Origin of the sequence: Croceivirga sp. JEA036 (genome assembly GCF_011882165.1) — a bacterium.
Taxonomy (GTDB): Bacteria; Bacteroidota; Bacteroidia; order Flavobacteriales; family Flavobacteriaceae; genus Croceivirga.
Genome location: NZ_JAATON010000009.1, coordinates 19,563 through 43,936, shown reverse-complemented (window position 1 = coordinate 43,936; position 24,374 = coordinate 19,563). Strand labels below are relative to the sequence as shown.

Sequence of the window (24,374 nt, the reverse complement as noted above, 5' to 3'; positions counted from 1 at the left end):
CCAGCAATCAGCATAAATGGCAAAGAAGGATAATGTTTTTTCGGATGCAAGAAAAAAACTTGGATTACAACAATCCGATGTTGCGAAAAAACTAGGCGTTGATCAAGGCACTATAAGTAAGGTCGAATCGGGCAGGGTTCTGGGCACAACCTTTCTTGCCTATTTAAAGTTTTTAAGTAAAGCCGGTATCGATTTAAACGAAATTATCGATGGCTACGATTTTAAATAAAAAAAGCTGATAATAGATGTTTTCTATAGTAAGCCCCATATTTCGAAAACAAATATTTTATTTCCCTTTGTAAGGCGTGATTTTTTTGTGAAAATCATGACTTTTAAAAGACCATATAAGATGCGAGAAATTACGTAGTAATTTTAAGTTATATAAGTATAAGGTCGACACTTCGGCAGGGCGTTGCATCTAAGTATTTGTTTTTCAACATGTTAAAATGTGTTTATTTTATCCTGTGCGACACTTGAGCAGGGCGTTAACGCGAATTGCGACACTTGGGCAGGGCGTTAACACGAATTGCGACACTTGAGCAGGGCGTTAACACGAATTGCGACACTTGGGCAGGGCGTTAACCATCAAAAGCGACACTTGGGCAGGGCGTTGCGACACTTGGGCAGGGCGTTAACTGTATAATTACGACACTTGGGCAGGGCGTTATTTTGATTTGTGCTTTAAGTAATTTTTAAATTTGAAATAGCTGATTAACATATTGATATTCAATCAATATATAAACATATTTAAATAGGATATTTCATTTTATACTTAGGACTGAGACCTTTTGCGACACTTGGGCAGGGCGTTATTTTGATTTGTGCTTTAAGTAATTTTTGAATTTGAAATAGCTGATTAACATATTGATATTCAATCAATATATAAACATATTTAAATAGGATATTTCATTTTATACTTAGGACCGAGACCTTTTGCGACACTTGGGCAGGGCGTTAATCATCAAAAGCGACACTTGGGCAGGGCGTTCCTATTTCCTAATTTCTTCTATATGCTCCAACAATTGGTATAGGTGTTTAAAAGTGACCCTTTTGTCCTTTAAATACAATATAAGTCGGTCGTTCTCGAATGAGATGCAATTATATTTGGTTTGGATTTTTATAGCATATTCTACCACTTTGAAAAATTCTCTTGAATGAGCATGCATCCCCTTTGAATTTTTATAAATATCAAGATATGTATTCTCATATTTTACTTCCTTGATATCGTTATCCACATCGGAAATAAACCATTCATAGAAAAGTTGTTTTTTCCGGTCTTCGGACAACCCTGCCAATTTACCACTGTACTTGTTGAAATAGGCCTGTATAAAAGCTCGGGTCAATTCGGTATTGAATATGTTCTTAAAATTTTTTGAATCTTTTTTCCTTTTTTGTTCTTCGGAAAGCCTATCCCATGTAATCATGGCCACATTATCGACCTTTACCTTTACTCCGTGCTGTACCATTCCAATATAATCTCCGATATTATCGTTTGGATTTACCCATGTCAGTTGTAAACCTTTTACGTCTTCACCTATAACGGTACATAGCTTATCGAACTTTCTGGAAACGGCTCGTTTTTGGTCCGAAAACTTACTATATTTCTTTAATCCCAAAATAGAGGAAATCGTGTCTAACGAAAAAAGGATTGAATTAATGTTTTTAGCGTTGGCATTACCAATCCTATTGAGTAAATCCAAATAAGCATCTTCCAAATTAGGTTTTTTTAGTTGATTGTATTTTTTAATTTCTCCTAAAAGAAAATACTGCTTGAGGTTTTCCTCGTATTTTTTATTTGGCTTATAGTAATAAATTACCCTATAGGTTTTTCCTGTCTTTTCTAATTTAAAGGTAATTTCATCGAAGAAGTTGAATCGTGAGGTGGTAATAATGGTTTTTGTTTCATCCTTAAACCTGTAATCATCGACAATACTTTGGTTTGTCAATATATAAAGGGCGTTTTCCAAATATGTGCTCCAAGTTCTCCACTCCGACATTCTTCCCTTTGGGGCGTTTCTTTCCCTTTCCAACTTCTCCTGGGCTCTAGGGTCATGGGTTAAGAAATATGGGTTTGGATGTAGTCTATATAAATGAGATTCTTGCAGGAACATTGATTTTGCAAATTTCTTTGGGTCCAGTCTATAAAAACCAAAAAGGTCTTCTTCTTGATGGTTCAGGGCGGTATAAATAAGAAGAGCTTTGATAATTTTGGCATCATCCCCTAATGCCCTAAAAGAAAGAATATTGAAGGCAACATTTTTATCAATCCTTAGGGAAAAATCATCGGAATGATATGGAATCGTCGGTAAATTCATTTAAGTAATATTATATTTTAAAATGATGCTTAGGCATTTTAAATCAAATGTCTTTGGTTTTACCGTGTTGACATAAGCTATAATTGTTCTAGGCCCCATATTTAATTTCCCTTCTGGTCCAACCATCTTTCGGTAAGTTACGATATTCATCAACTTTCATAAGTCGTGCAGAATAACCAGAGGGATAAAGTATACATAAAAAGGTGCAGTGCTCGGTTGCTTGTAGAAAAAAATACTTCATGGTCAATGGCCTGTGATGTGAAAGCTTCATGTTCTCAAGTGCCGTTTCATACCTGTAGTTGCCTATCTCCAATAAGAGTTCCTTTATTTTTTTCCAATCTCTGTTCTCGAACACGATTTCTCTATCTTTCATAAAATGGAATAAATCCTAAATATAGGAATATTTCCATTTTATCAATCAACATCTATTTTATACTTTTTTGCCATCAATGTAATGGCCTCGTTCAGGATATCGTCGCTAGTGGTTTTTTTCTTCCCTTGTATCTTCAAGGTGTAGGTCACTTTTTTGATAAGGCCAGAGGTTTCATCAGAAACAAGGTAGCTCTTATAAGACTTTTCAATTTTTTGTTTCTTGGTCTTATTAGGTTTGCTAGATGGTCGTTTGCTATCTGTAAGCATATCGTTCAATCCCATGATATTATAATTTTTGATAGTTATTAATTCTTTTCATTACTTCTTGGCCAAGTTTGGCATAGTCCATCGCCCCGTGAGATTTACGGTCATATTGGAATATATCCTTACGATAATATTGTCCTTGTCTTATGGCCGTGTTGACACGGACCTTGGTCTTGAAGATATCATCGGCCCATCCCCTGTCTTCCAAGTCCTTTAAAATATGTTTAGATATACTAAGACGTTCATCGTATTGGGTGACAACGATACCTAATATGTTCAGGTCTGGATTGACCTGTTCTTTTAATAAACTACAAACGCTTATCATTCCCTCTATACCTTCCACACTAAAGGCATCAGCTATAATAGGACATATAATGTGGTCACTTGCCGTTAATGCGTTTATGGTCACCAAATTGACGTTTGGCGGACAGTCTATGAAGATATTGTCAAATTCTTCTTGATACTTTTTGAGTGCTTTTTTAAGAAAAAATTCCCTTGATATCTTATCGGCAATTTTATTCTCTATTCCTGTGAGTTCCAAACTGGAGGGTAATAAAAAAAGGTTCTTTTTAATTTCTATAGGTTCAAGATATCTACCATGGAACAATTCTTCAACAGTCTTTTCCGGTTCTTCGGACAAAAACTGTTTGGTAAGATTGGCTTGGTTATCGACATCTACCATCAAGGTTCTGTTTTTAATTGCCGATTGGGCTGCCAAGTTAATGGTAGTTGTGGTTTTTCCCACCCCACCTTTTTGGTTCATCAGGGATATAATTGGCATGATATATAATTAAATAATCCTATTAACTAATAAGTTGTCTACCTTATAAATATTTTAAACATTACACACCTTTTTTACAAGGTATAAAATGTGTAACGAATATACATTTTAATTGTTTCAAAACAAAAAAACGGGTACTAATAAAAGTATGATTAATTGGGTTGGACCGGGGGCGTCCCTACCCGTCTAGAAGCCATTAGAAAGGTATTTACTTAAAAGAAGAGCTTCTTTAATACTTTTTAGGCTTTGCCTAACATTAGTATTTCATTGGCTCGCACCTCGGTTACATACCTTTTTTCACCTTTATCATTCTCATAACTTCGGTGTGTAAGTTTACCTTCGATAGCAACTTCCTTTCCTTTGACTAGATAATTCTCTACTATCTCTGCAGTCTTTCCCCAGGCCACAATATTGTGCCACTGTGTTTCCTCTTGCTTTTCACCGTTGGCGTCTTTCCATTTCTCATTGGTAGCAATGGTAAACTTGGCCAGTTTAGAACCGCCCTCCATGTTAACAATTTCAGGGTCACCACCTAGGTTACCTATTAATTGTACCTTGTTTTTGATACTTGACATAATAAATATAATTAATTGATTACTAATACAATATAATAATAAAAAGACAATAAAACAAGGTAAACAATGTAAAAAATACTAAAAATGTAAAAAATATTAAAAAGGTATTTTACTGGCAGATTTCAATATGCTTATAGTCAAATTATCGTATGGGCGGGCAATAGCTAACAGTGGGGCGTATTATTCATAATGGGAAACAAGAAATATATCTACCCTAGGCTCATCGGAATGGTCCCTTGGGTGGAAGGTTCTTGCCGTTACCTTGAATAAATCAGTCTTGAAGTTTGATATATCATCATAAAATTCCTTGTACTCCTTGGTAGAATCCTTATTAGGTTCCCTCATCTCAAAAAGCACATCATCCCCTATACATGGAATTTCATAGAATTCAAATTCATAGCTTATACCGGAATATTCCGTATGTACATTGGATTCTATAATAACGTTAACTTTTTTCATAAGGTGGGAATCAATTTAAGGAGTGTATGTTCATTATTTGGCACATACCGTTGAAATTTCTTCTTTCAAAAGAAGCATCCTCTGGAAACCTCTCTGCCCTTTGATACCATGAATGGAAATCCTTTTCACAATAAGCATAGTTGAGTACGGCTATATAGTATCCTTCATTCATTGGTGTATTACACCCATCGCAGCGTGAAAGTCCCCCTATGGACAAAAACTCTTCCCGGGTCATTTTGATAATTAAAAAACCTTTATCGTTAGTGTGAATATTGGCCATAAGAAAACTCTCCGTTTCGAATAAAAATAATAATTCTTAGACAGAAACACCTTTTTTACTTACTTCATAGTATCTCATTAAAACTATTATTTAGGATGAAATAAATTATTAAATTGTCTACCAACAATCGTAAGAATATCACCAATGTCTTTTTCAGCACGACCAAGCTTTCTTTATGCTTTTGTAAAATGTATACCCATCTATATAGGGTCCTTCTTTTTAATGGGCTTTTTATTTAGGATAGCATCTGTAGCCAAAATACCGATACTATTTCCCTTTGCATTTGTTTGCCTTTTTAATCTATATTTTATTCTTAAAGTTTATATGGTAAGGTTTGATTTTAACGAAGATTATATCACCATTACTAAAGGCGTATTTTCCAGAGAAAGGAAAACAATCGAATTATTCAGAATAAAAGATATTAGAGAATCTAGACCCTTCTTTTTACGTCTTATTGGAGTAATGAATGTCGAATTGATTACTTCTCAAAAGTTCTCCAGATACACCACACTTAAAGGCGTAAGAAAAAATGATTTCATAGGTATCCTAAGACAAAACATCTTGGATCAACGCTATAGAAATCGGGTTCATGAAATTGATAGCTAATGCATTAAAATGGGATTTTCATTAGTGAGGTTGTGTCCGTAATAAGTGAGAATTGGCGGAAAATCCTTTTTTTGAACTTTTGATTACCTCAGTTCTATGTTGTGTACAGTCTTTATTTTCCACTTTTTCTTCTGTTACAATCTTTACAAAGCATTTGGCAATTTTCTTCGATAGTTTTTCCTCCTTCGTGCCAAGGTGTAATATGGTCGCCTTCCATAAATACAATATCAAATTCTTCTTTACATTCAACGCAAATACCGTCCTGTTTTTCGTAAACTTTTTGTTTCATAGAGTCAGAAAATGCTCTAATACCTAAATGTCTTTCGTCACGAGTCAATACGTAAGGATAAATTCCTTTCTTTTTTTGAACATCATCATCTGCAATTAATTTTGCTATTTCAGATTCTAATTTTTTTGTGTCAAATACTTCATCTTTATATTGATTGTAAAGAGTTCCCCAATCTACACCTTTCATAAACTTTGTGCGCTTTTTTGTGAAAGTCGTACTAACCCAAGATATAACATCTTGAAAGTATCTCCATAAAGCACTCGCGTTTGGGTCGTGTTGATGATTTAACATATAAACCTCTATGTTGCCCTTTGAAATCCATTTAATTGCAGTTTCTAAATAATCTTGCCTTATAGGTGAGCCATTCAAGTAATCACTACCAATTCCATAAGCTGGACAACCGCTTTTACTGAAATATCTTTTAGCATCTGTAACCCAACTGCCTGAATAAACTGCATTTCTCAATTCCTGTTCAGTTAGTTTTTCTCCTGCAATGTTTATGGTTTTAAACCATTCTAATTTTTCACTATCTGTACCACTACATACGTAAATCATTAGTTTATAATTGAGAATATTTTCCTGTTCGTCCGCTTGAAGATTGTGGAAAGCTCTATGGTTTGGTATGTCTCCAACTACCACAGAAAAATCTCCATCAACGTATTGGCAAAGTGAAATAGTTCTTTGCTGGCCATCAATTACTTCAAAATTTCCATCGTCTCTAACAGCCCAATACATAACATTCAAAGGAAAACCTTTTGTAACTGTATTTATAACTGCGTCTCTTTGTTTGTCTTTATAAATAAATTCACGTTGGTATGGTGGTCGAATGTCTAATTTTGCATCATAACCGATTACTCCATCTTCTTCATTGTCTTCATAGCCATTGGTTAATTCACGTACTGTTATTTCTTTTAGTTTTATGTCCATTGCTTATGATTGTACTTTTTTATTGCGAATTAAAATACGTGCATATATTTTTTTTCCGTTAATGTAAGGATAACCGTGATTTAATTCATCAATTTTTGTTGTTACCATCTGACCTATAAGTTCGAATTGGTCTGGGTTATATTTACTCAAAAATGTAATTGGCACACCCATTGTCTCTTCATAGTCCATTGGAATCTCTTTTGCCTTATCTACATTAATTGCATCGTAATTATCATACTTCGGATAGTAATCTTCGTTACCATAATATTTTTTATACAATATAACATCTTCGTGTCTTTTGCGTATTTCCAAATTAGTGTACCAAACGACACCTGAAACTCTAATCATTCCTTCTTTGTGGTCGGTATCTGTTGCGTAATCCTCGTAATGTGGATTTATAAAATGAGCCATATTTCGTTTGAACCCGTAACCTAACCACATTTTATTTTCTTTGATGTATTTAAATATTTCTTTATAGGTTATGGCATTTTGATGTCCTATAATTATAAATTTTTTATCATTATCGATTAACTGTCCAACATATTCTCGAAACAAAGAAAATGGTGGATTGGTGACTACAATGTCAGCCTGATTTAATAATTCAATACTTTCAAGACTTCTAAAGTCTCCATCTCCATTTAATTCTATAATTCCAATTTCTTCAGGGTCTGGAACAAAATTCCCATTTTTATCACCATTATATTCCAAGTAGATAGCTTGTTCTGATTCGTTTTGACTAAACAAGTCCATATCTTGATTCTTGTAGCAAGTAGTTATTAATTTTTTCAGCCCAAGTTTTTCGAAATTGTATGAGAAATAGTGGAAGAAATTACTAATTCTTGGGTCATCACAATTACAGTATACTATTTTACCTTTAAAATGATTTTTGTAATGCTTTAATTCACGCTCAATGTCGGATAATTGAGTATAAAACTCATCCTTTTTTCTTTTTTTGGCTTTATGTAAATCGGTGTTTTTATTTGCCATTTATTTTCTTGGTTATTCTTCTTTTTGTTTGGTTTCTCGGTTTTTTTCAAATGGTACACAACAATTGAATATCCGTCATGTGATGGATATATACTATTATTTGTGGATATCCGTAACAATGAATATCTCTTGTGTATAAAACTAATAATTTCTATATAAGTGTAATATTGTGTCGTTAGAAGTCTTTAAGATTATCTTAATATTTATAATAGATTTTATTAATCAGTAAGAATTCATGTAAATATCCCCACTTAAATCTGTCATTGCTTTTCCAAGCATTTTTGAGGCTACAGGTTTGAAGAAAGTTTGGTAATCTGAATCTGATAGAGTAATATTTTTTTTAGTTAGGTTAACGACATAAAACATTCGTTTTCTTTTGAAGTTTTCCTCGTAAATGTGCCTTACTAAATGATAGTTGTCTTCATTATTGTAAGTTGAATACTCTGCAATAAGGAATCCAGGTATTTTCATATGGAAAATATCATGGGTCTGGTATATGTTTGATTTATTGATAATTGATGAAATCTTATCTTCTTCTGAAGTACAAGAATAAAGTGAAAAAATAAATATGATTAAGAGTTTTTTTGCCATGGCGGAGTAAGATTGTTTGTTATTTAGTATGTTTTAGTTAAATTATTGAATAGAATTTCATCTAGAATATGATGAGCTTTTTTCAATATTGATAGTTTTATTAAGTTAAATCTTTGTCAGTAAAGGTGTCGTTATTTTGTATGTCTACAAGCATTCTTTTAAGTATTTCATTTTCTTTCATTTGGTCCACATTTTTTGCGCCATCAATGCTTCTTCTTTTCCGATGGCATTGGCATATATTTCTGTTGTTGAAATATGGGCATGGCCCATCCATTTTTTGAGCATCGACAGGGATATATCTTTGGTAACTGCGTTTACACCAAAAGCATGCCTCAATCCTTTGGGGCTTCTGTTTTTACCTGGGGGAATTCCTGATTCTACCATTAATCCCTTGATAAGCTCATAGGCATGTTGGCGTGACCAGTCCCATAAAGGTAGGTTTTTTTTGTTCTTTTGTTTTTGTCTTTGTTGTATATCATGTGCTACGACCATAATCTCCATGTATTCCCTTGGAACGGGAAGGATACGATAATGGTCGGTTTTTCGTTTTTTTAAACTGTTGATTACAACTTGGTTGTCATTAAAAAGTATGTTCTCAGGGGTTATGGCAAGGGCCTCTGATAGTCTACAACCGGTATAGGTCAGGGTTTCTGCCAAAGTTCGGATTTTGGCGTTTTTTTGTTTTGCCGTTTTAAGGAACTGTTGGATTTCTTTTTGATTAAGGTATAACCTATTTCCCTCTTGGTCGAATATGCGCATTTTATCCATAATCTTACATTATGTTGGAATATTGTCAGATTTTAGGTCAATTTAACGCTTTATAGCTTATTTTTTGGAAGATTGGGAGCAAAATCTGCTGACACTATTACTAATAGTGTAAACCAAGGCTATTAAAAAACATCTACTTGCCAATAATTTTAAAATGTTGTGCCAAAAAAAAGGTTATAAAAACATCTATAAGGTAAACTACCAAAATGTATGGAAATAGTATACTAAATGTGATTAAGAATCTGGTTCTGCTATCAAAGTTCCAAAAAAGGGTGGTTTATGTGTACTCTAGTTTTTATCTTATTAATAAAATGGGAAACTGTTTATCCTATATAGTTATAAAAATAGCATTTGTTATGATGGATTAACGTTTTTGTATATATTGTAGAGCATATTCGTAGTGTCCCCCGATTTAATCCCGTTACCTAACTGCTTTAGTATTGTAACGGGATTGTCATTTCTGCTTCATTTTAAGGTTTCTTTGTTAATTAAAACTTTACAACTATATAGGATAAGGCCTACAACAGGCTGGTACGATGTATAATTTTAAGGGAAACATTAAAATCCAAGTAAAATGAAAATTCGTATTTTAACAGTTCTCATGTTCCTTGCAGTTGTAAGTGTGGCATGCGAAAAAGAAGACCTAACTGAGTATGACAACCAAACAGAACAGCAATCCATCCGAAAGGATGAATGGAAAGAGAGAGATACCTAAAAAGAAGGATTTCCTAAAATGGGTGGGCATTATTATGATGGCTACCCTTCCTTTTTTACATGATTTGATAACCAGTTCTGGAGAAGGCACGAACAGCTGGGTACCAGATTTAGGTATTGAAAAATTTTTAACCGATGAGGAAGGATATATTGTCGGGTATTCTTCTTATCGGATATTCTTGTACAACCTATTATTACATCTATCGATACATTTAAGTTTTCTAGGGTGGTTTTTGGATGCACATGGTAAATCTTATAGAGCAGCGTTACTTGTTCCAGTAGGGGTGTCGTTTTATCAGCTCATTATGATTTTGACCAATGCTCGTTTCACCGAATATAATTCTCTGACAAGCAAATTTTTAGTAGTTTTGGTCTTGTCTCTATTATTAGGCGTGAATTACTTTTTTTACGGTAGAGACAAAAGACAGAAAGGAATAACTTAAGACCACTACCAAGCATATGAAAAAGCAATTTTTCAATGTGATTACTAAAGTAAGGATAGCTATAGATATAGCTTTACTCTGGATAATTCGATTAACGGACCGAATTAACTATACTAGAGAATACACCTTAAATTGGAAGGAAATTATCAGTGAGCACGAAAAGAGTGACATGAGTGCTTATGACTTTGCTGTTTATTTTACGTTCAATTATCATGACCAAAGAAAGCTGCATCATGATTTCAATAGTAAACTCTTTATGCAAAGAGATATTTATGAAGGGTTAGTGGCTAGAAAGAAGTTCTAGAAACTCCTGGTTATTGTTTTGGTATTTATCGAGTTCAAAACCATTGCTAAATACTTTACGGCCTATGTACAAATGATTATCACTTCGGGTTGCTTCTTCGATAAAGAAGTTATGAAGTGCTCTTAACTCGAAAACAACTCCATTCTTTTCTATTTTAACCAGGCTCTTAGAAAACTTGTACATAATAACATCCTGTCGGAAATTATCCATCAACATGAAATCGAACATATTCATGTTCTTTTTCATTTGTTTCTTTTTCGATTCAGATGTGAGTTTATAAATAATTCTTAGACCCATAATAGAAATAGAGGTGGAATATACCAATAAAATGGATACTCACCATTAATATACTTTACAATAAATTCTTCAAAGCTTATCATCGTCGGATTTTAAATACTCACTAAAGAGGTATGTCAAGCAAAATTACGCTATAAATAATAGCTCAACTTCATCGAAACCCCTGTAAACACTAGGCTTATGGAATTGTCCTTTTAAATGATTATTACGTTTTATTACTTAGAGGTAATAAATTTAGTGAAATGGTATTGTTGATTAAAATAACGGAAAAAGTGATAGTTACGGTAGTACTTTTTTTAGTACTTATACTCTATATTTTTTTCCCTTGGAAAGATGGTTTAAAAAGGTCTAATGGGGAGATGATAAAACTAATAGAATCTCTTAAAGTTTTGATTGGTAGGAATGATTAAGGTAAGGATGATTTTTCTTTGGCGTGTGTTTTTGGTTATTCAAAAACCATGACAAAAAGGATTGGCATATATTTTCTGTTATTTAGAATTACAGTTCTTGACTTCCCAACTGAAAAGCGTTAGTAGTATTATAGAAGTTTTTCTTTTGCATAATCCATATCTACATAGTTTGTGAAACCTTGAATATGGATTTGTAGGGCTGCTTCCTCTAGGGATATTTTCTTATTATCAAAATCGGACTTAATACTTTCCATTGCGTTGGGTATATCGAATACCCTTTGATTAGTATCGACTACGTTAAGAATGACCATTTCTTCGCCCCAGTTGACCTTGAATCTCAAAATTGCCCTTTCCTTATTGAAGGCTTCTACTTGAACCTGTCGAACGCTTTTATCCGTGTGTCTGAATGTTACTTTAAATGCTTTCATAGTATTTAATTAAAGATTAATGAAGTTTGTGGTGTGTGTTTAAAATCGGGATAGGCCTCAGGGAAAGTTTTTCGGAGCTTGTTGCGAATGATTTCCCTAAGCATAAGGGGAACATGGTTCTCGTCGGAAATATAGTTGTATTCAAGGGCAAGTTCCACGTCACCATGATAAGGTTTCTCTTCAATCAGATAGGAATATTTAGTGAACATACGGTTGGTATATAAGGAATCGGTGGATTCGGCATAGGTTTGTTTACGCGTGTGTACCAGGTGCATGCGGCGTTCGATAAAGCGTTGGTTCTGCATGGGGTTATGGTTGGCGTTCTCAAAAAATACGGCTAGCTCAGGTTTGCGCATCACTTTGGGTGTAAGCTTGGACCATCCATAGTAGACTTTAAGCCCCCTTTTAGGCAGGGAAGGTCTACTGTTAAAATCAAAATTTAATTCCATTTTTAAGGTTTAGACATTTTCATAATGCCGGGGCACGGTGCTATATCAGGAACAAAACCATAAGTGAGCGCCATGCTGTGTTCCTGCAGCACCGTTTTTTTGCTATATGAAAATAGCTGTAAAACCGAAAAATGGTTTATCGCATTTTATCTTAGACAAAGGTGTTTAGTTAAAAACCAGGGGGAACATGGTATTATCTAGAATGTATCCTTTTTGTAGTTGAAAACTATTGGAAACGTAACGGTAAAAAACAAATTAATTACTGTAGTATCGAACTAAATTTGTAGGTATAGATTGAGCTGCAGGCTCAGGAGTTATATTGGATATGGTATAATCTAGTTAACATGCAAAATAAAAGTATGACCACAAATATTAAGCCTATAAAAAAACGAAAATCTTTTGTTTAACTTAGGCTTTAAGCAATTGGAAATAAGGTTGTTTGTATTAACTATGTTGTTAATAAGTAATAAGTAGTACAAATGATTAATCTATAAACAATAAATAGTTTTTATAATAACTTTGTATACGAGAAAACTAGTACACTATTGTATGTTCTGTGTTATAGTATAAAAGAAAGATGGATTGTAGATAAATTGGGATGGGGTTAATAATGAAACTTGTCCTAATGAATATAAATTATTGATTTATAAAGCTATCGTAATTGACCTGGTATGCTGGAAGTTTTAAAACTTGGATTGGTCCCCAAAAAAAAAAAACCAGAGGGTTCAGCTCTGGTGTTTTAGTTAAATTAAATATCCTATAAGATGGAAACATTTAATATAACATTAATTCTTTTGATACTACTCCTTAAGGAGTAGTAAGGAGGTAGGTAAGTGGCTACAAGGTAGTGGCTTACCACATTTTAAACTTAGACTTAAGTTTAAAATTTTAAACAAATGTACCTTAATTATATATAATTAGGGTAGCATTTCATCGAATTTTAACCTATTTTTTATAGGTTTTGTGTAAAAAAGGGCGTATCCGAATTGGAACGCCCTTTCTTATTTCTAAAGGTTAGTTTCAACTTACCTTGTCAAGGGTTACGTTGTTCTTGATTACCCTTTTTCGCCATTCCCTGCAGAAATTGCTCTTAGGTTCTGGAAGTAGCTTTAAAAAGGAAACAGGGCATTTGTCCTCTATAGGGCCAAAATCACTTGGAACCTCCTTGAAAAAGATTTCTTGGTCTTTGATATCGACCAGTATCACCATTAGGAAATTATAGCCGTCTGGATGTTGGAATACTACGTAAAGTACGTTATGGTCGTGTTGGGTGTTTGCTTTCTGCAGATGGAACACGGGGATTTTATATCCGTTATTCTCGAATTCATTTTGTAGAAAGGATTTAGCTTGGCTTTCAGACCAATTGGTGTGTGTGGTTTCGTTGTAGTGAAATGATGTCCATCCCATAATAGTAATTGTTTTTAAGATTAAAAATTGCACTCACCGCTGGATGGTGTGATTTTTAATCTTATGCACTATGTAGGGAATTCACCAACAGGGAATCGCGCCTAGAAGAGGGCAAGGGCAAGGGTAACGGCTTGGTTCTTTCAAGGCAGCTTTCGGGCATGATTCAAAATCAAAGGGGGATGAGGAAAGGAAAATTTTGGGCTATACATCGGAATGGGCCTTGGAAGCGTTCAAGCGGTTACGGAGCGAGCGAGGTGTTTGGCAAGTGGTGAGCGGACCGGCTACGCATGTCCGTGAGACAGTTTCCAATTACCGCAGCGGGATAGATAGGATAAGGGGCTATGAAACAAAAAAGTGTACACATGGTAAACATGGTACACCTTTTATATAGGGTATATGTTGTATAGAGCGTTGTTAGCGGCCCCAGGATTTATAATGTTCACTATCGGGTTCTATGATACGTAGGGTCGATAGGGAAGTTTTTATTCCAAAACCGGTAATAATGTGTATTTCCTCTTGGGATATGAATTTATCCTTTACGGGTCTTACCCTGCAGGAATCGAATTGTCTGCTATCGGGGACTTCTTCCTCGGCGATACGGGCGATACCGACCTTGAACTGTGAGAACTTCTTCGTTATTTGGTAGAAGTCCACATTGGTTTGGTCATAGCCCCAAGAGCCTTTTAGAAGGGTTCCGGGAGCCATCCTTTTGGCAAGTTCGGAGCGTTTCTTTTGTTTGCCCTCGCGTTGTTCCTCCTTTAGTTGTTGTTCGTTGGCCAAGTTGTCGAAAAAGCGTTCAATGGCTATTTTTCGGTCCTCTGGGGACTTGTAGAAACAATGCCATTTCGGTTTGATTGCCTTGCCTTTGTATGCGATTGCCAGGAACCGGTTATCCATTTCGTAGGTATAGGCGATTGCCGCTATACCGTCACGGACGTGTTCCCTAACGGTGCATTTAGATTCGATAAGTTGTAGTTTACGGTTCTGTTTTTGTGCCCGTTGTTTTTCGATTGGGTTCTTGATAGCCATGTTTTATCGTTTTGAAATTACGGGCTTAGGATAAAATCCAAGGCACTTTAAGGCGACACCTCATGAGCTTTGCGAGCGTGCCAAAGGTGTGGTGTCGTGCCGCTAAGTGCGGATTTTAGATTTGCCCGCTTATTTCGCTTCAAAACGATATGGCTGCCCTATTGTAAGGTAGGGGTATCAATGGCGGCGGTGTTTATAAGTGGTACTGGTTTCTTTTAATTGATTTATGCCATTTGCCCGTTTATTGGCGACAGGTTCCGATATGGATGTGCCAAGCCCGTTCTGTATCTTGGATATATCTTTTTTGATATCGTAGTACTTCATTATGGCAGTCGCCAGGTCCTTGATGCCTATTTCGAAACGCATGGCTTTCTTCCGGGTAAAGCTACCTAGTGCCAAATGCACGTCCTCCCGTATCCTATTGGGGTCAATTTTTGGCAAATGGGCATTAAGTTTCTCGGTGATGCGCATGATGTCCCTAGGGGTGGGTCCCGAGTTGTTGACAACGGCAAGGGCATGAGCCCCTTGTATTTCTATATTGGGTACGGTCTCTTTTAGGAACGTTGCCATCACAACAGAGGTTTCCCCCGTTGTGATTACATCGTCTACCAATAAGATTTTCTTATTGGAAAGCTTGTCCAAGAGTTCCTGCTTCGTATCGGTATCGTTGAAGGATATCCTGAACGGGTTATCGGCTCGTTCGCCGGCAGAGTAAGAACCTCTGGCGGACCTTTCCTGTATTACCCGAAGGTAATCGCTAAGGTCGATATGCGGTATGTTGTGGATATCGGAAAGCAGTTTGGTATATTTTATTGGAAGTACATTGGGGGCTAGCTTGCCCTCCTTTCTGGGCATGCAGACCAATATCGTATCCTTTGTGAGCGTCCTTTGCACGCGTTCCAATAGTTTGGGTACCATCCTTTCCTTGATGAAATCGGTGGTGTCGGGTTCAGGAAACCTTTTTAGGCGTAGACGGTCCTTTGTTTTGCCGAAGGTTTTGTCATAACTTCCCTGCAGGGAACTTTTATAATCAATATGGGCCAGTTTTATGCGTTGGATAGCCATTATGAAAGCTATGCTTTAAATGGTAATGGTAAGCTCTGTTTTTCGGCAACCTTCTTGTTCAATGACCCTTTGGATATAGGAATACTTTTCCTGAAAACTTTCAAAGGGATTGGGGAGGTAACCCGCATCCTTGGTTAGACTGCCGTTTCCGAATTTGACTTGGGAGCGTAAATAATTTTTCGAACCCCCTGATTTTTTGATGTCTTCCCGTAGTTTTTTATGGAATTGATTTTCAGCCAAAACAGCAAGTTCTTGCTCTTGACCCTCTTCTAGTCGATTGACGGATAAAACCCCTAGTTGTGGGCAGTCAATACAGAGCTCGCCTTCTTCAGCCCAATAAAATAGTATGACCTTAAAACTGTTTTTTGGAGGTTTTTGGGTTATAGTCATGGTTTCAATTTAGATATCATATCAAAGGTTAGTTTTTTTGCACCCTTCTCTAATAGTTTCAAAGCCCAAGGTACTTCCGCATCGATAATATGTTCCATGATGTAAACGGATTTATGATGTTTTAGAGCTTCTAAGGCTTGGTGCCTTGTGCCGCTTTTCGCAGTAGCATCGCAAATAAAGGTAGCAAGGCAAAGATAAGCCAAAGTTTTATTGCGTTGGGGGAAGTTGGATGGTCTAACGGGTGTCCCTAAAGGAAACTGTGAAAGGATAAGTCCTTTATCGGCTATAGTTTGAGATAGTGCTGCATTTTGTTTTGGGTAAACCTTATCTATTGGTGTACCTATAACCGCTATGGTATTGCCTTGATTATCAAGAGTAATCGTATGGGCTATGGTATCAATTCCTTCAGCGAGACCACTAACGATAACACAGTTATTTTGAATCATGGTAAGGGCAATTTCTTTGGCTGCCTTTTCACCCTTAGCAGTAGGTTTTCTTGACCCAATAATGGCAATTTTTTTAGGGTGCTGCAGGAGTTCTTTATTCCCCTTAAAGTCGAGACCTTTTGAGAGGTAGCTTGGAACTTCTCTTTTGGGCTGAATATGTCCTTGTGGTATGTTCATTTGCGGTATCATGAGTAGTTTTTTTCGGGCGAATACAAGCTACGAAAAACTGCAATACGCTTTGCAGTGTCGTAGTACATTTGCCAAGAAAAAAAGTTGATAGGGTCTTATGAATCAGCTGGCAAGATATAAAAAAAGACGGATAAACGTACATCTTATAAATTGGTAAGGTCTGTTGCAAAAGCATCCAATAGCGGTCCTGCTATAAAAGCTGTGATATGCTCAATGGTATTGGTGTTTTGGTTGTAGGAGACTTGTACCCAAAATTGATGTAAAGAATAGATAGCATATCGGTAATGGTTTTCTATGCGCACATCAACGAAAGTACCTTGACTAAAGAGTGTTTGGTACTGGTCATGTTTATTTAGGAGTTGAAATTCGTAAATACCCATATTGATATAGTTAACCTTTGGCGTGTGTTTTTGGTTATTCAAAAACCATGACAAAAATATTGACTGATTAAAGATTAAAAGGGTAATCAAAAAAAATAGCCCAACGGCTATTTTAATTGAGTATAGATATTTACTATTGTAATAGCGGCTAGTAGGAAAGATATCATATACAACAGTACGTTATATTTTTGGTCTGTTGTTTTTTTATTTTCATCAATCTTCACCGCTAACTCGGCAAATTTTGAATCCATTTTAGTCTGCATAATTTCAATTGCATTAAGTACCTTTTCCATATCAGAATCCACCTTTAAGTCTATTAATTCGGCTACTTCTAAGGTAGGAAAATTTTCTTTTTCTTGCAATTTGCTAATAACATTAGCCATTCTTTTTGATTCCATAAAATTGTTATTTGGATTAAAAATTATTTGGCATAATATCAAGTGAAGTAAAATTTTCAGCTCAAAAGGAAACGGAATTAATAAGAGCGTGAGCCTGGTTCATCCGTAGTCTTTTGATGGGAATATTTTGCGAACTTAACTTGCACAAATAATGGATTAATCCCTTGAAGATTCGCCGGTGGCGAATCTAGTACCGTCAACTTAAGCATATAAAAAAAGTCCGTAAGCCTTTTGAGCCTACGGACCATCTTAAAACCAAAAGTGAATCAATCTTTCAGCTGGTCGATTCGTTCCTTAGTACGTTCCAGGCGAAGTTTTTTCCTATCGGCGTATTCGCTTTCTATGGTTTGGAACGTTTCTTTATGGAAGGGCATAACGGCCTTGTAGAAACTATGGTTGGTCATGTTATTGTCGTGGTTGTTCTCACCAAAATGCAGATTGGATTGGATAAGTATTCTTGCCATCTGGTGGAATTTCTTCTTATCGAAGCCTTCTTGAAATTTGGCGGTGAGTTGCTCTGGGCTTGTATTTTTCATCTTCGGATAAAAGTTTTTTAGAAGTTTTTTCTTGTGCCATGATATAAAGTTCTCGTATAGGGTGATGCAAAAGGCGGTCATTTCTTCTTTGGAAAGGGCTTTGGTCTGAGTGGCGTAATCCCCGTCCTTGACAGCATCGTAAAGTTCAACGAACTCTTTGTTGCGCTCAATTTGTTCTTTACGCTCGGCACGCTGCTCTATTTTTAGGATTTTCTCAGCGTCTGTGCACTCGTCCATTTTCTTCTTGGAAACATCCTCTGTATTATCGGTCGTACCGGTTTTCTTTTCACGCAGGGCGACCAGCACGGATTTGTATTTAAAGGTATTGGTATCCATTAAAATTGCGGTCCTGCAGCCTTCCTCGATGGCGGCCTCGTATCTTGCAAGGTCTTCACTATATTGTTCCAGAAGCTTGTTTAGGTCGCTTTCCGCCTCGCCCTCTTCCCATTCGTAGTTAGGATATTCCGCTAAAAGTTTTTCCATGGTGGGTTGCTCTGGTTTACGGATTATCCGTACCGAGTCCATGTGGTAGTATTCGTTTAGGCCTTGGGACTGCAGTAAGGAGCGAAAATGTACGTTATCCTCCCAATCCTTTGCGTAATCGGAGTGTTCAGCCACTACTAAGATGTTTTCCTTCTTGCAATCCTCAAGGATGCGTTTTAAGAACAGTTCCGATTTCGCTCTAAAACAGGGATTCTTGGTACAGATATGTTTGTCATCCCCGAATAGGTTCCCGGTATTGGCACTGTTGAAGGGACAAGTAGTACAAGCTCCAGCGCTGGGATAGAGTTCTTTATCGGACGGGTCGAATGGGGCGTTTGCCAAGTCTTGTGACTGGTTCTTCAAAAAGGATTCCACATGCCACTTGTCGAAGCGTCCCCCCAAGAGTTCGTGGAGTTGTTCCTGTTCGTCCAAAGGCATCGTTGCCAGTTGTACGGCCGTGATAAGTGGCATATCGCCGTTCTTCACGAAGGGTTTGAAGTGTTCTGACAATTGGGCTAGTTTCAATCGGCTGTGTACAAACTTTGGGGTTCTACCAATACGTTTGCCGATTTCTACGGGAGAATATTTGCCAGCTAAAAACAATATCGCCTCAGCCTCTTCCAAGGGTTCAACATCTTCACGTTGTAAATTCTCTACGATTTGCACCTCGCTTTTGGTATCCTTGTCGAACTCGCGAACGATACAAGGAATCGTCTGCAGCTTGGCCATTTTGGATGCTCTGAAACGTCTTTCGCCCATCACGATAACGTGCCCCTTCTCGCTGGGCATGACGGTTATGGGCTGCAGCACACCCATTTCGGCAATGTTCTCACTGAGCAGCTGCAGGCGTTTTTCGCAAAAGCTCTTTCTTGGTTGGGTTGGGTCTAACTGAATTTCGGATAATGGGATTTGTTGTACTTCCATGATTCTTTGGATTTTAAGATTAATACTGGCGGACTTACCAACGGAAGTGAAAATTTTGGAGTGTAAAGGAAACGGAATAAATAGCTTGCGGTTTTATGCCGTCCCTTTTCCGACAAACATTTACCGAGTTGACCTTTGCCAAGTATTGATGCTAAAAAAAAGTAAAAAAAATCCCGAACGGCTTATCGTTCGGGATTGGGTGGGTTTTTAATCAGATAATCAAGAACGTGTGCGCAATTCGCAGCAATCTTTTAATTTATTCAATAGAATTTTGATGCGCTCACCCCTGGAAACGGTGGAATAATATCCTTGACGCTCGAATTTTTTTTTCCACTCTTCGAACTCGTTCCATGCTTGGTTAGGGGTCTCGTGGTCGATTTCTTCATCTATCGGAAATCCTTCAGGGGTCAATATGTAGTATCTTGTTTCCATGTTTTGAGATTTAAAAAGGTAAAGCCCCTTAAAGGGGCCTTACCGGGATTATTATTTTTTGTCGATTGGGTAAAGGTTTATCCAGACTTCACCTTTTTCGTTGGGTAAGGGTAGAGCGGTAAGTTTAATGCTCTCGTAACCTTTCTCGTTTTCGAATACCGTTCCAAGGTCTTGGTATTGTGTTTTTTCCTCGCCTTTTGAGTTTGTGTACTTTCCTACGGTTTGAACTACTCTTTTTGTTGCTGTAAAAGCCATGATGTTTGTATTTAAATTAAACTTATTTACACGCTGTAATTGGAATGCAGAAAGGCAAAAGGATCCAGGAAGAGAAGTTTACGACCACGCAAAAAAAATTATGGGCCAAGGGCATCTAAATTTTTTTTGTCTTCCTGATAAAGATGCTTTTGACAGCATTTAAAATTTGTGTTTAAATAAGTATGGAATGATTTGAATACACCACAGGGCACAGCAACCGAGTAGTTCACATGGAAAGTAGACCAAAAAGGCGATGGCCTATCACCAAGTTTGAACACCTATTCGAATTAAAGGTTGATGTTAAATATTCCCGTTTTTACGCTATCAAAAAAGTGGGGTCGGTATACCCCACCAACACGATTTGGTAATTCCAAGGTGCCTTTAAGGGGCTTTACCTATTGAAATAAGTACTCCCGTGACCCTAAGTATTGTATAAAAAAAGGGATTCCCGAGAGGGAACCCCTGTGATAATTCGTGTCGTATGCTTTATTCGGTGCTTTCATCGATGGGTTCCACCTGGGCATTGGAGAACAGATGTGCGATACCGTACATTTTGTATTGCTTTTCTTGCGACTCGTCTTCTTTGGCATCTTCTTGTTTTTTAGTCACTTTCCTTGGCTGTGACCAGATAAAGAAGGCTTTGGAACCTTTCTTTACCTTAAAGCCTAGTTCCTTCCATCCTTTGAAGGTATGGAACTCGGTATGCTCATCACCTTTGTACATGTGTTCAAGAATCACGTCGTTTACCCGTACTTCGTCCACATGTGGGCTAAACTCCATCAATGCTTTGGCTGTGGCGCTAAGTTCCTTTAGAATGTCACGTTTTTCTTCCATGCCGGAAGCAGAAAAGATTTTTTGATAAAAATCGGATTTGGTAATCTTGTTCGCTGAGATTGTTTCCATGATGTTATTGTTTTAAGGGTGGGATTGGCCCCACAGGCGGTATCTAAGGGGCGGGATTATTGGGGTGAATACGCCAAATCTTGCATTTGGCATTTCACGGTACCGCCCCAATTTTCGCCGTGGGGGTATTCCCTTGAAAGGGCATCAGCAATCCGGAAGGAAGAGTTCCAATAGTTGGTTTTGAAATTCAGAGGGTTGCTTCTTGGTTTGCTTGGCCTTTACGGCTTTCTTTTTGGGTTTTGCAACGCTAGTGTTTTCAACAAGTTGTGCTGTGGTAGTATGGGATTTGGTATTGGTATCGTTTTCTCGAGCTGCCTTTTGTTTGGCTTCCCATTGGGTGCGTTCGTTATCGGGTAACCAGTTCTTATCGTTACAGGCGCGCATATTGAATTCCTGCCATAGGCGTTTGTCGCGAAAAGTCAGGTGTACGGTGCCTTTCTTATGAAACTTGATATCGAAAAAGGTGCTCTTGCAGGTGTTGTCGAATTTTTCCCCGGTACGTACATATCCAAGGATATCGAACTTGTTTTCCAGTGCGCGCTGGATGGTGATGATTTGTTCGTATGGTTTACCGCTGATGTAGCACAGCATCTTATCGATATCGGTGTATTGGTCACGACCACTGTAGGACATGCTAAAACGGGAACCGGTTTCCTTGAGGTAGTGGGCACTGGTATATTCGCCATAGGTCACGTAACAGGGGGCTATGACCTTTCGGTTGACCTTATAGCGGTCGTTGGTCTTCCAGCCTTCCACGTACATACGGTTCTCGCTGTAGTAATTGGCCGTTAGCATATCGAATACCTCGGTGATACATTGTTCCAAGATGGTATTACTGTTAAGCATTAGCATATCGAACAGTGCCTTGACGTTCTCTCGGTCAAAGGCCATGTGGCTCTGCTGTTGTACGAACTTTTGGAAGTTCTGTCGGATACTAGAGGTCATATAGCGTTCTAGCTGTAGTTCGGTAATAACATCTCTCCAAAGGTTCGCCTTGATGCGGTTGTTGAAATTATTGTAGCGTTTGATGGGTGACAGGGATTTTTTGTCCACGTCATCAGGCTTTTGGTGTTGAGATAATAAGGGTTTGGAAACATGGTGCCACTTGGCTTCCGCCTCGATGTATTCCTTGTATGCAGCTTTGGAGCGTTCTAGCTGCAGCATCATGTTCCCGATTAGGTCTTTTCGTGCGATTTCATCCTTGATGAAGCTCTCATCGAATGCTATCGTATGGGGTTCATAGCCTGTAAAGTCAAAATCAAAGCTTTTGGATTCATCCTTGACATGTAGACGGACCAGGGCAACGTTCACATCGGTTTTGCGTTCGGCGGTACTGAACACGGGACCAAGGATTTCATAGCTGCCATATTGCTCAATTTTCTGCAGTAGTAGCTTACGCCTATCGGTATGTGGATTCAACAGCGTCTCGGCGTTTAGTAAGCATACGATATCGGTGTCGTGTGCAATTTCGATGGCTTTAAGTAGATGCGCATCACCATTTTTAAAAGGTGGATTCATTACAATCACATCGAAATAGATATCGTTTTGGTAGGTCAAAAAGTCGCTACCTATAACGCTGATATCGTTGTCCTTTAGGATGCTGGCTAGACTGGGGTCGAGTTCTATGGCATAGATATCTTCATTCTGTTGTCTAGCATGGTCGTACAGATTCTTTTTGATGTAGTTGATGATATCGCCTTTCCCTGCAGATGGGTCCAGAATGGTCTTATCGTGTAGGTCGCCACAGGGGCAATCGGCATAACGTCCGTTGATTCCGCCTTTCCAGTGTTTTCCGGAATAGGGTTCGAGCATGATTTTGATAACGTGCTCTGGTGTTGGGTAGAATTGTTCTCCAAACATAGCTTATAGATTAGGGATTTGTTGGACCATTGCTAGGATATCGGGATTGCCGTTGATAGCTTCCGCTAGGGTATTCTTTTCGATGGTATCCATAAAAAAGTTGTGGAACTTATGTTCCCTGGTCTTTTTAGAGCCATCGAAGAATAGTTTCAGGTTGGCTTTGATGTGGTCGAAAACTTGTATTTCGTTTTCAGATTCAAAGGTTAATAATGGTGTAGCACCGTTGTGGGATTTCCATTGGTCGCAACTCAACAGTACGTTCATGTAGCGCTGTGGTTTTAAAGTGGAAGTTGAATGAGTATTCTCCATATCGTATAAATTAAGGTTGAACATGAAGCGGGGACGGCAAGTTGTGGGATGGATTAAGCAGATAAAATCTCAGAGGGTCCACACCAACGGGGTGGAAACTGTGATTTTATTGGGCGTATCCATCGGCTTGCCTCCTTTGCGAAATGGTCCAACCTTGATTCGATAAAAGGGGACTACCATCTTTGCATAAAAACGATAATGCCTATGGTTAAAAACTACAAAATGCGACTGCCCGACTGCTATTTACCTCCCTTGGAAGGGTGGCTTCGTTTTACTGTATTTGACTCGTATCTTGCTTAGTTGTTTCGGTTCTTGACTTCCCAACCGAAAAGCGTAAAAAGTTTTAATGCTCACTTGGTAGGTACAATACCCGTGATGCATAGTAGAGCTTCAGTGCCGGATAGTGGTTTCCGTTCTGGGTGTAGTCGTTGAGCGGAAAATCGGTGTAGGTATACTCTTGTTTATGGAGTTCGTTGCCATCGTGCCCATGGTAGGTGACGTAACAACTGTCCTCACCTTTGTTCTTGTGTAGGTGTATGGTAATGAACTCATGGTCGAGATAACATAATTTGATTATGGCAAGTATATCGATTACCAGCCACAGGCTCTCACATTTTTGGTAAAGGTCTCTAATGCCGTCGGTGTAGTTGATGGCTTTAAATAAGGGATGGTGGTAGTACCCTGTCGTGCCGGTGTTCATTCTAAGTTGTTCGCGGATTTGGGATTCTGTCAATGTAGTTTCCATAAGGATGCTTTTAAGGTTAAAAATTCGTTCTCAACCCTAGGACGGAATGAATTTTTAATCGGCATCCATGGAAACTGACAAATCCCTATCCGTATGCCTATGAATTGGTTTTTTTTGCATCAGGGGGCAAGCGGAAATCCTCCCGTTGGCAAGCTTAGCGCATTTCGAAAAGGAGGCGGTAGCCCCCTGGTTCGAATAGATAAGGTTAGTTTGCCATCGGGATATTGGAGCTAAGTCCGCCGTCTCGGATGCCCAAGACCAAAAAATAAAAAGCATTAACCATAAGATAGCTATCCGACAGAGAATTAAAGAAAAAGCTATACTGCTAAAGCAAAGGGTAAAAAAATAAAGCTTACTGTTACTT

General features: G+C 37.7%; 31 protein-coding genes. 5 read left to right on the top strand and 26 right to left on the bottom strand.

All coding sequences use genetic code 11. The features are described from left to right. Positions 1-16 precede the first annotated feature (16 nt). Positions 17-229 carry a helix-turn-helix domain-containing protein gene (locus tag HCO57_RS16165; RefSeq protein WP_136951912.1) on the top strand — a complete coding sequence of 71 codons (213 nt, stop codon included), beginning with the start codon at positions 17-19 and terminating at the stop codon, positions 227-229. A 760-nt stretch (positions 230-989) separates the two neighbouring features. Here the strand turns inward: HCO57_RS16165 and HCO57_RS16160 are convergent. The 6 genes from HCO57_RS16160 to HCO57_RS16135 form a co-directional block, all read right to left on the bottom strand. Continuing rightward, a complete protein-coding gene (locus HCO57_RS16160) occupies positions 990-2,315 on the bottom strand; it encodes a hypothetical protein (RefSeq protein ID WP_167989883.1) in 1,326 nt (441 codons plus the stop codon). Between the two features lie 414 nt (positions 2,316-2,729). Then, the gene (locus HCO57_RS16155; RefSeq protein ID WP_167989882.1) at positions 2,730-2,969 is read right to left on the bottom strand and encodes a hypothetical protein; all 240 of its coding nucleotides are present in this window, start codon (positions 2,967-2,969) and stop codon (positions 2,730-2,732) included. Positions 2,970-2,973: 4 nt separating this feature from the next. Beyond that, complete coding sequence (locus HCO57_RS16150) at positions 2,974-3,732, bottom strand: ParA family protein (protein WP_136951909.1); 759 nt, start codon at positions 3,730-3,732, stop codon at positions 2,974-2,976. Positions 3,733-3,971: 239 nt separating this feature from the next. Continuing rightward, a complete protein-coding gene (locus HCO57_RS16145; protein ID WP_136951908.1) occupies positions 3,972-4,307 on the bottom strand; it encodes a single-stranded DNA-binding protein in 336 nt (111 codons plus the stop codon). A 180-nt stretch (positions 4,308-4,487) separates the two neighbouring features. After that, positions 4,488-4,766, bottom strand: coding sequence for a hypothetical protein (locus tag HCO57_RS16140; protein WP_167989881.1), 279 nt, complete (start codon positions 4,764-4,766; stop codon positions 4,488-4,490). 10 nt (positions 4,767-4,776) lie between these two features. Continuing rightward, a complete protein-coding gene (locus HCO57_RS16135) occupies positions 4,777-5,046 on the bottom strand; it encodes a demethylase (RefSeq protein WP_167989880.1) in 270 nt (89 codons plus the stop codon). Positions 5,047-5,370: 324 nt separating this feature from the next. Between HCO57_RS16135 and HCO57_RS16130 the strand changes: the two genes are divergently transcribed. Next, the gene (locus tag HCO57_RS16130; protein ID WP_167989879.1) at positions 5,371-5,652 is read left to right on the top strand and encodes a PH domain-containing protein; all 282 of its coding nucleotides are present in this window, start codon (positions 5,371-5,373) and stop codon (positions 5,650-5,652) included. A gap of 112 nt (positions 5,653-5,764) precedes the next feature. Here HCO57_RS16130 and HCO57_RS16125 read toward each other — a convergent pair whose 3' ends face one another. The 4 genes from HCO57_RS16125 to HCO57_RS16110 form a co-directional block, all read right to left on the bottom strand. Beyond that, a complete protein-coding gene (locus HCO57_RS16125) occupies positions 5,765-6,868 on the bottom strand; it encodes an HNH endonuclease family protein (protein ID WP_167989878.1) in 1,104 nt (367 codons plus the stop codon). A gap of 3 nt (positions 6,869-6,871) precedes the next feature. Then, positions 6,872-7,855 (bottom strand): adenine-specific methyltransferase EcoRI family protein, encoded by a 984-nt coding sequence (locus HCO57_RS16120; RefSeq protein WP_167989877.1) that lies wholly within the window; start codon positions 7,853-7,855, stop codon positions 6,872-6,874. Positions 7,856-8,077: 222 nt separating this feature from the next. Beyond that, positions 8,078-8,446 (bottom strand): hypothetical protein, encoded by a 369-nt coding sequence (locus tag HCO57_RS16115; protein WP_167989876.1) that lies wholly within the window; start codon positions 8,444-8,446, stop codon positions 8,078-8,080. Positions 8,447-8,623: 177 nt separating this feature from the next. Next, a complete protein-coding gene (locus tag HCO57_RS16110) occupies positions 8,624-9,214 on the bottom strand; it encodes a tyrosine-type recombinase/integrase (protein ID WP_209066185.1) in 591 nt (196 codons plus the stop codon). A gap of 574 nt (positions 9,215-9,788) precedes the next feature. On the opposite strand from HCO57_RS16110, the gene HCO57_RS16105 reads away from it, so the two are divergent. Genes HCO57_RS16105 through HCO57_RS16095 form a run of 3 tightly spaced genes read left to right on the top strand, consistent with a single transcriptional unit; the run spans position 9,789 to position 10,675 of the window. Further along, the gene (locus HCO57_RS16105; protein WP_167989875.1) at positions 9,789-9,929 is read left to right on the top strand and encodes a hypothetical protein; all 141 of its coding nucleotides are present in this window, start codon (positions 9,789-9,791) and stop codon (positions 9,927-9,929) included. Next, the gene (locus HCO57_RS16100; RefSeq protein WP_136951957.1) at positions 9,904-10,371 is read left to right on the top strand and encodes a hypothetical protein; all 468 of its coding nucleotides are present in this window, start codon (positions 9,904-9,906) and stop codon (positions 10,369-10,371) included. The genes HCO57_RS16105 and HCO57_RS16100 overlap by 26 nt, the downstream gene beginning before the upstream one ends. Positions 10,372-10,387: 16 nt before the next feature. Next, positions 10,388-10,675, top strand: a complete 288-nt coding sequence (locus HCO57_RS16095) for a hypothetical protein (RefSeq protein ID WP_167989874.1) — start codon at positions 10,388-10,390, stop codon at positions 10,673-10,675. An 835-nt stretch (positions 10,676-11,510) separates the two neighbouring features. Here the strand turns inward: HCO57_RS16095 and HCO57_RS16090 are convergent. The 16 genes from HCO57_RS16090 to HCO57_RS16015 form a co-directional block, all read right to left on the bottom strand. After that, entirely contained in the window at positions 11,511-11,810 is a 300-nt protein-coding gene (locus HCO57_RS16090) for a hypothetical protein (RefSeq protein WP_136951954.1), read from the bottom strand. A gap of 5 nt (positions 11,811-11,815) precedes the next feature. Further along, positions 11,816-12,259 (bottom strand): hypothetical protein, encoded by a 444-nt coding sequence (locus tag HCO57_RS16085; RefSeq protein ID WP_136951953.1) that lies wholly within the window; start codon positions 12,257-12,259, stop codon positions 11,816-11,818. A 1,020-nt stretch (positions 12,260-13,279) separates the two neighbouring features. Further along, positions 13,280-13,666 (bottom strand): hypothetical protein, encoded by a 387-nt coding sequence (locus tag HCO57_RS16080; protein WP_167989873.1) that lies wholly within the window; start codon positions 13,664-13,666, stop codon positions 13,280-13,282. A 414-nt stretch (positions 13,667-14,080) separates the two neighbouring features. Further along, a complete protein-coding gene (locus HCO57_RS16075; protein WP_167989872.1) occupies positions 14,081-14,695 on the bottom strand; it encodes a hypothetical protein in 615 nt (204 codons plus the stop codon). A 177-nt stretch (positions 14,696-14,872) separates the two neighbouring features. Next, the gene (locus HCO57_RS16070; RefSeq protein ID WP_167989871.1) at positions 14,873-15,760 is read right to left on the bottom strand and encodes a phosphoribosyltransferase; all 888 of its coding nucleotides are present in this window, start codon (positions 15,758-15,760) and stop codon (positions 14,873-14,875) included. Between the two features lie 15 nt (positions 15,761-15,775). After that, positions 15,776-16,150 carry a hypothetical protein gene (locus tag HCO57_RS16065; RefSeq protein ID WP_136951949.1) on the bottom strand — a complete coding sequence of 125 codons (375 nt, stop codon included), beginning with the start codon at positions 16,148-16,150 and terminating at the stop codon, positions 15,776-15,778. Beyond that, a complete protein-coding gene (locus tag HCO57_RS16060) occupies positions 16,147-16,785 on the bottom strand; it encodes a DNA-processing protein DprA (RefSeq protein WP_167989870.1) in 639 nt (212 codons plus the stop codon). Before HCO57_RS16060 ends, HCO57_RS16065 begins: the two co-directional genes overlap by 4 nt. Before the next feature lie 143 nt (positions 16,786-16,928). Further along, a complete protein-coding gene (locus tag HCO57_RS16055; protein ID WP_209066184.1) occupies positions 16,929-17,165 on the bottom strand; it encodes a hypothetical protein in 237 nt (78 codons plus the stop codon). 107 nt (positions 17,166-17,272) lie between these two features. After that, complete coding sequence (locus HCO57_RS16050) at positions 17,273-17,563, bottom strand: hypothetical protein (protein ID WP_167989868.1); 291 nt, start codon at positions 17,561-17,563, stop codon at positions 17,273-17,275. A 266-nt stretch (positions 17,564-17,829) separates the two neighbouring features. Next, positions 17,830-19,506 (bottom strand): ParB/RepB/Spo0J family partition protein, encoded by a 1,677-nt coding sequence (locus HCO57_RS16045; protein ID WP_167989867.1) that lies wholly within the window; start codon positions 19,504-19,506, stop codon positions 17,830-17,832. A gap of 219 nt (positions 19,507-19,725) precedes the next feature. Beyond that, positions 19,726-19,938 carry a hypothetical protein gene (locus tag HCO57_RS16040; RefSeq protein WP_167989866.1) on the bottom strand — a complete coding sequence of 71 codons (213 nt, stop codon included), beginning with the start codon at positions 19,936-19,938 and terminating at the stop codon, positions 19,726-19,728. 51 nt (positions 19,939-19,989) lie between these two features. Next, entirely contained in the window at positions 19,990-20,193 is a 204-nt protein-coding gene (locus HCO57_RS16035; protein WP_136951943.1) for a hypothetical protein, read from the bottom strand. Between the two features lie 486 nt (positions 20,194-20,679). Further along, positions 20,680-21,096: an ArdC family protein gene (locus HCO57_RS16030; RefSeq protein WP_167989865.1), complete on the bottom strand. Its 417-nt coding sequence runs from the start codon at positions 21,094-21,096 to the stop codon at positions 20,680-20,682. A gap of 144 nt (positions 21,097-21,240) precedes the next feature. Then, positions 21,241-22,956, bottom strand: coding sequence for a DUF4942 domain-containing protein (locus HCO57_RS16025; protein ID WP_167989864.1), 1,716 nt, complete (start codon positions 22,954-22,956; stop codon positions 21,241-21,243). A gap of 3 nt (positions 22,957-22,959) precedes the next feature. Continuing rightward, complete coding sequence (locus HCO57_RS16020) at positions 22,960-23,220, bottom strand: hypothetical protein (RefSeq protein WP_167989863.1); 261 nt, start codon at positions 23,218-23,220, stop codon at positions 22,960-22,962. 388 nt (positions 23,221-23,608) lie between these two features. After that, a complete protein-coding gene (locus HCO57_RS16015; protein ID WP_167989862.1) occupies positions 23,609-24,010 on the bottom strand; it encodes a DUF6876 family protein in 402 nt (133 codons plus the stop codon). Between the last annotated feature and the right edge of the window lie 364 nt (positions 24,011-24,374).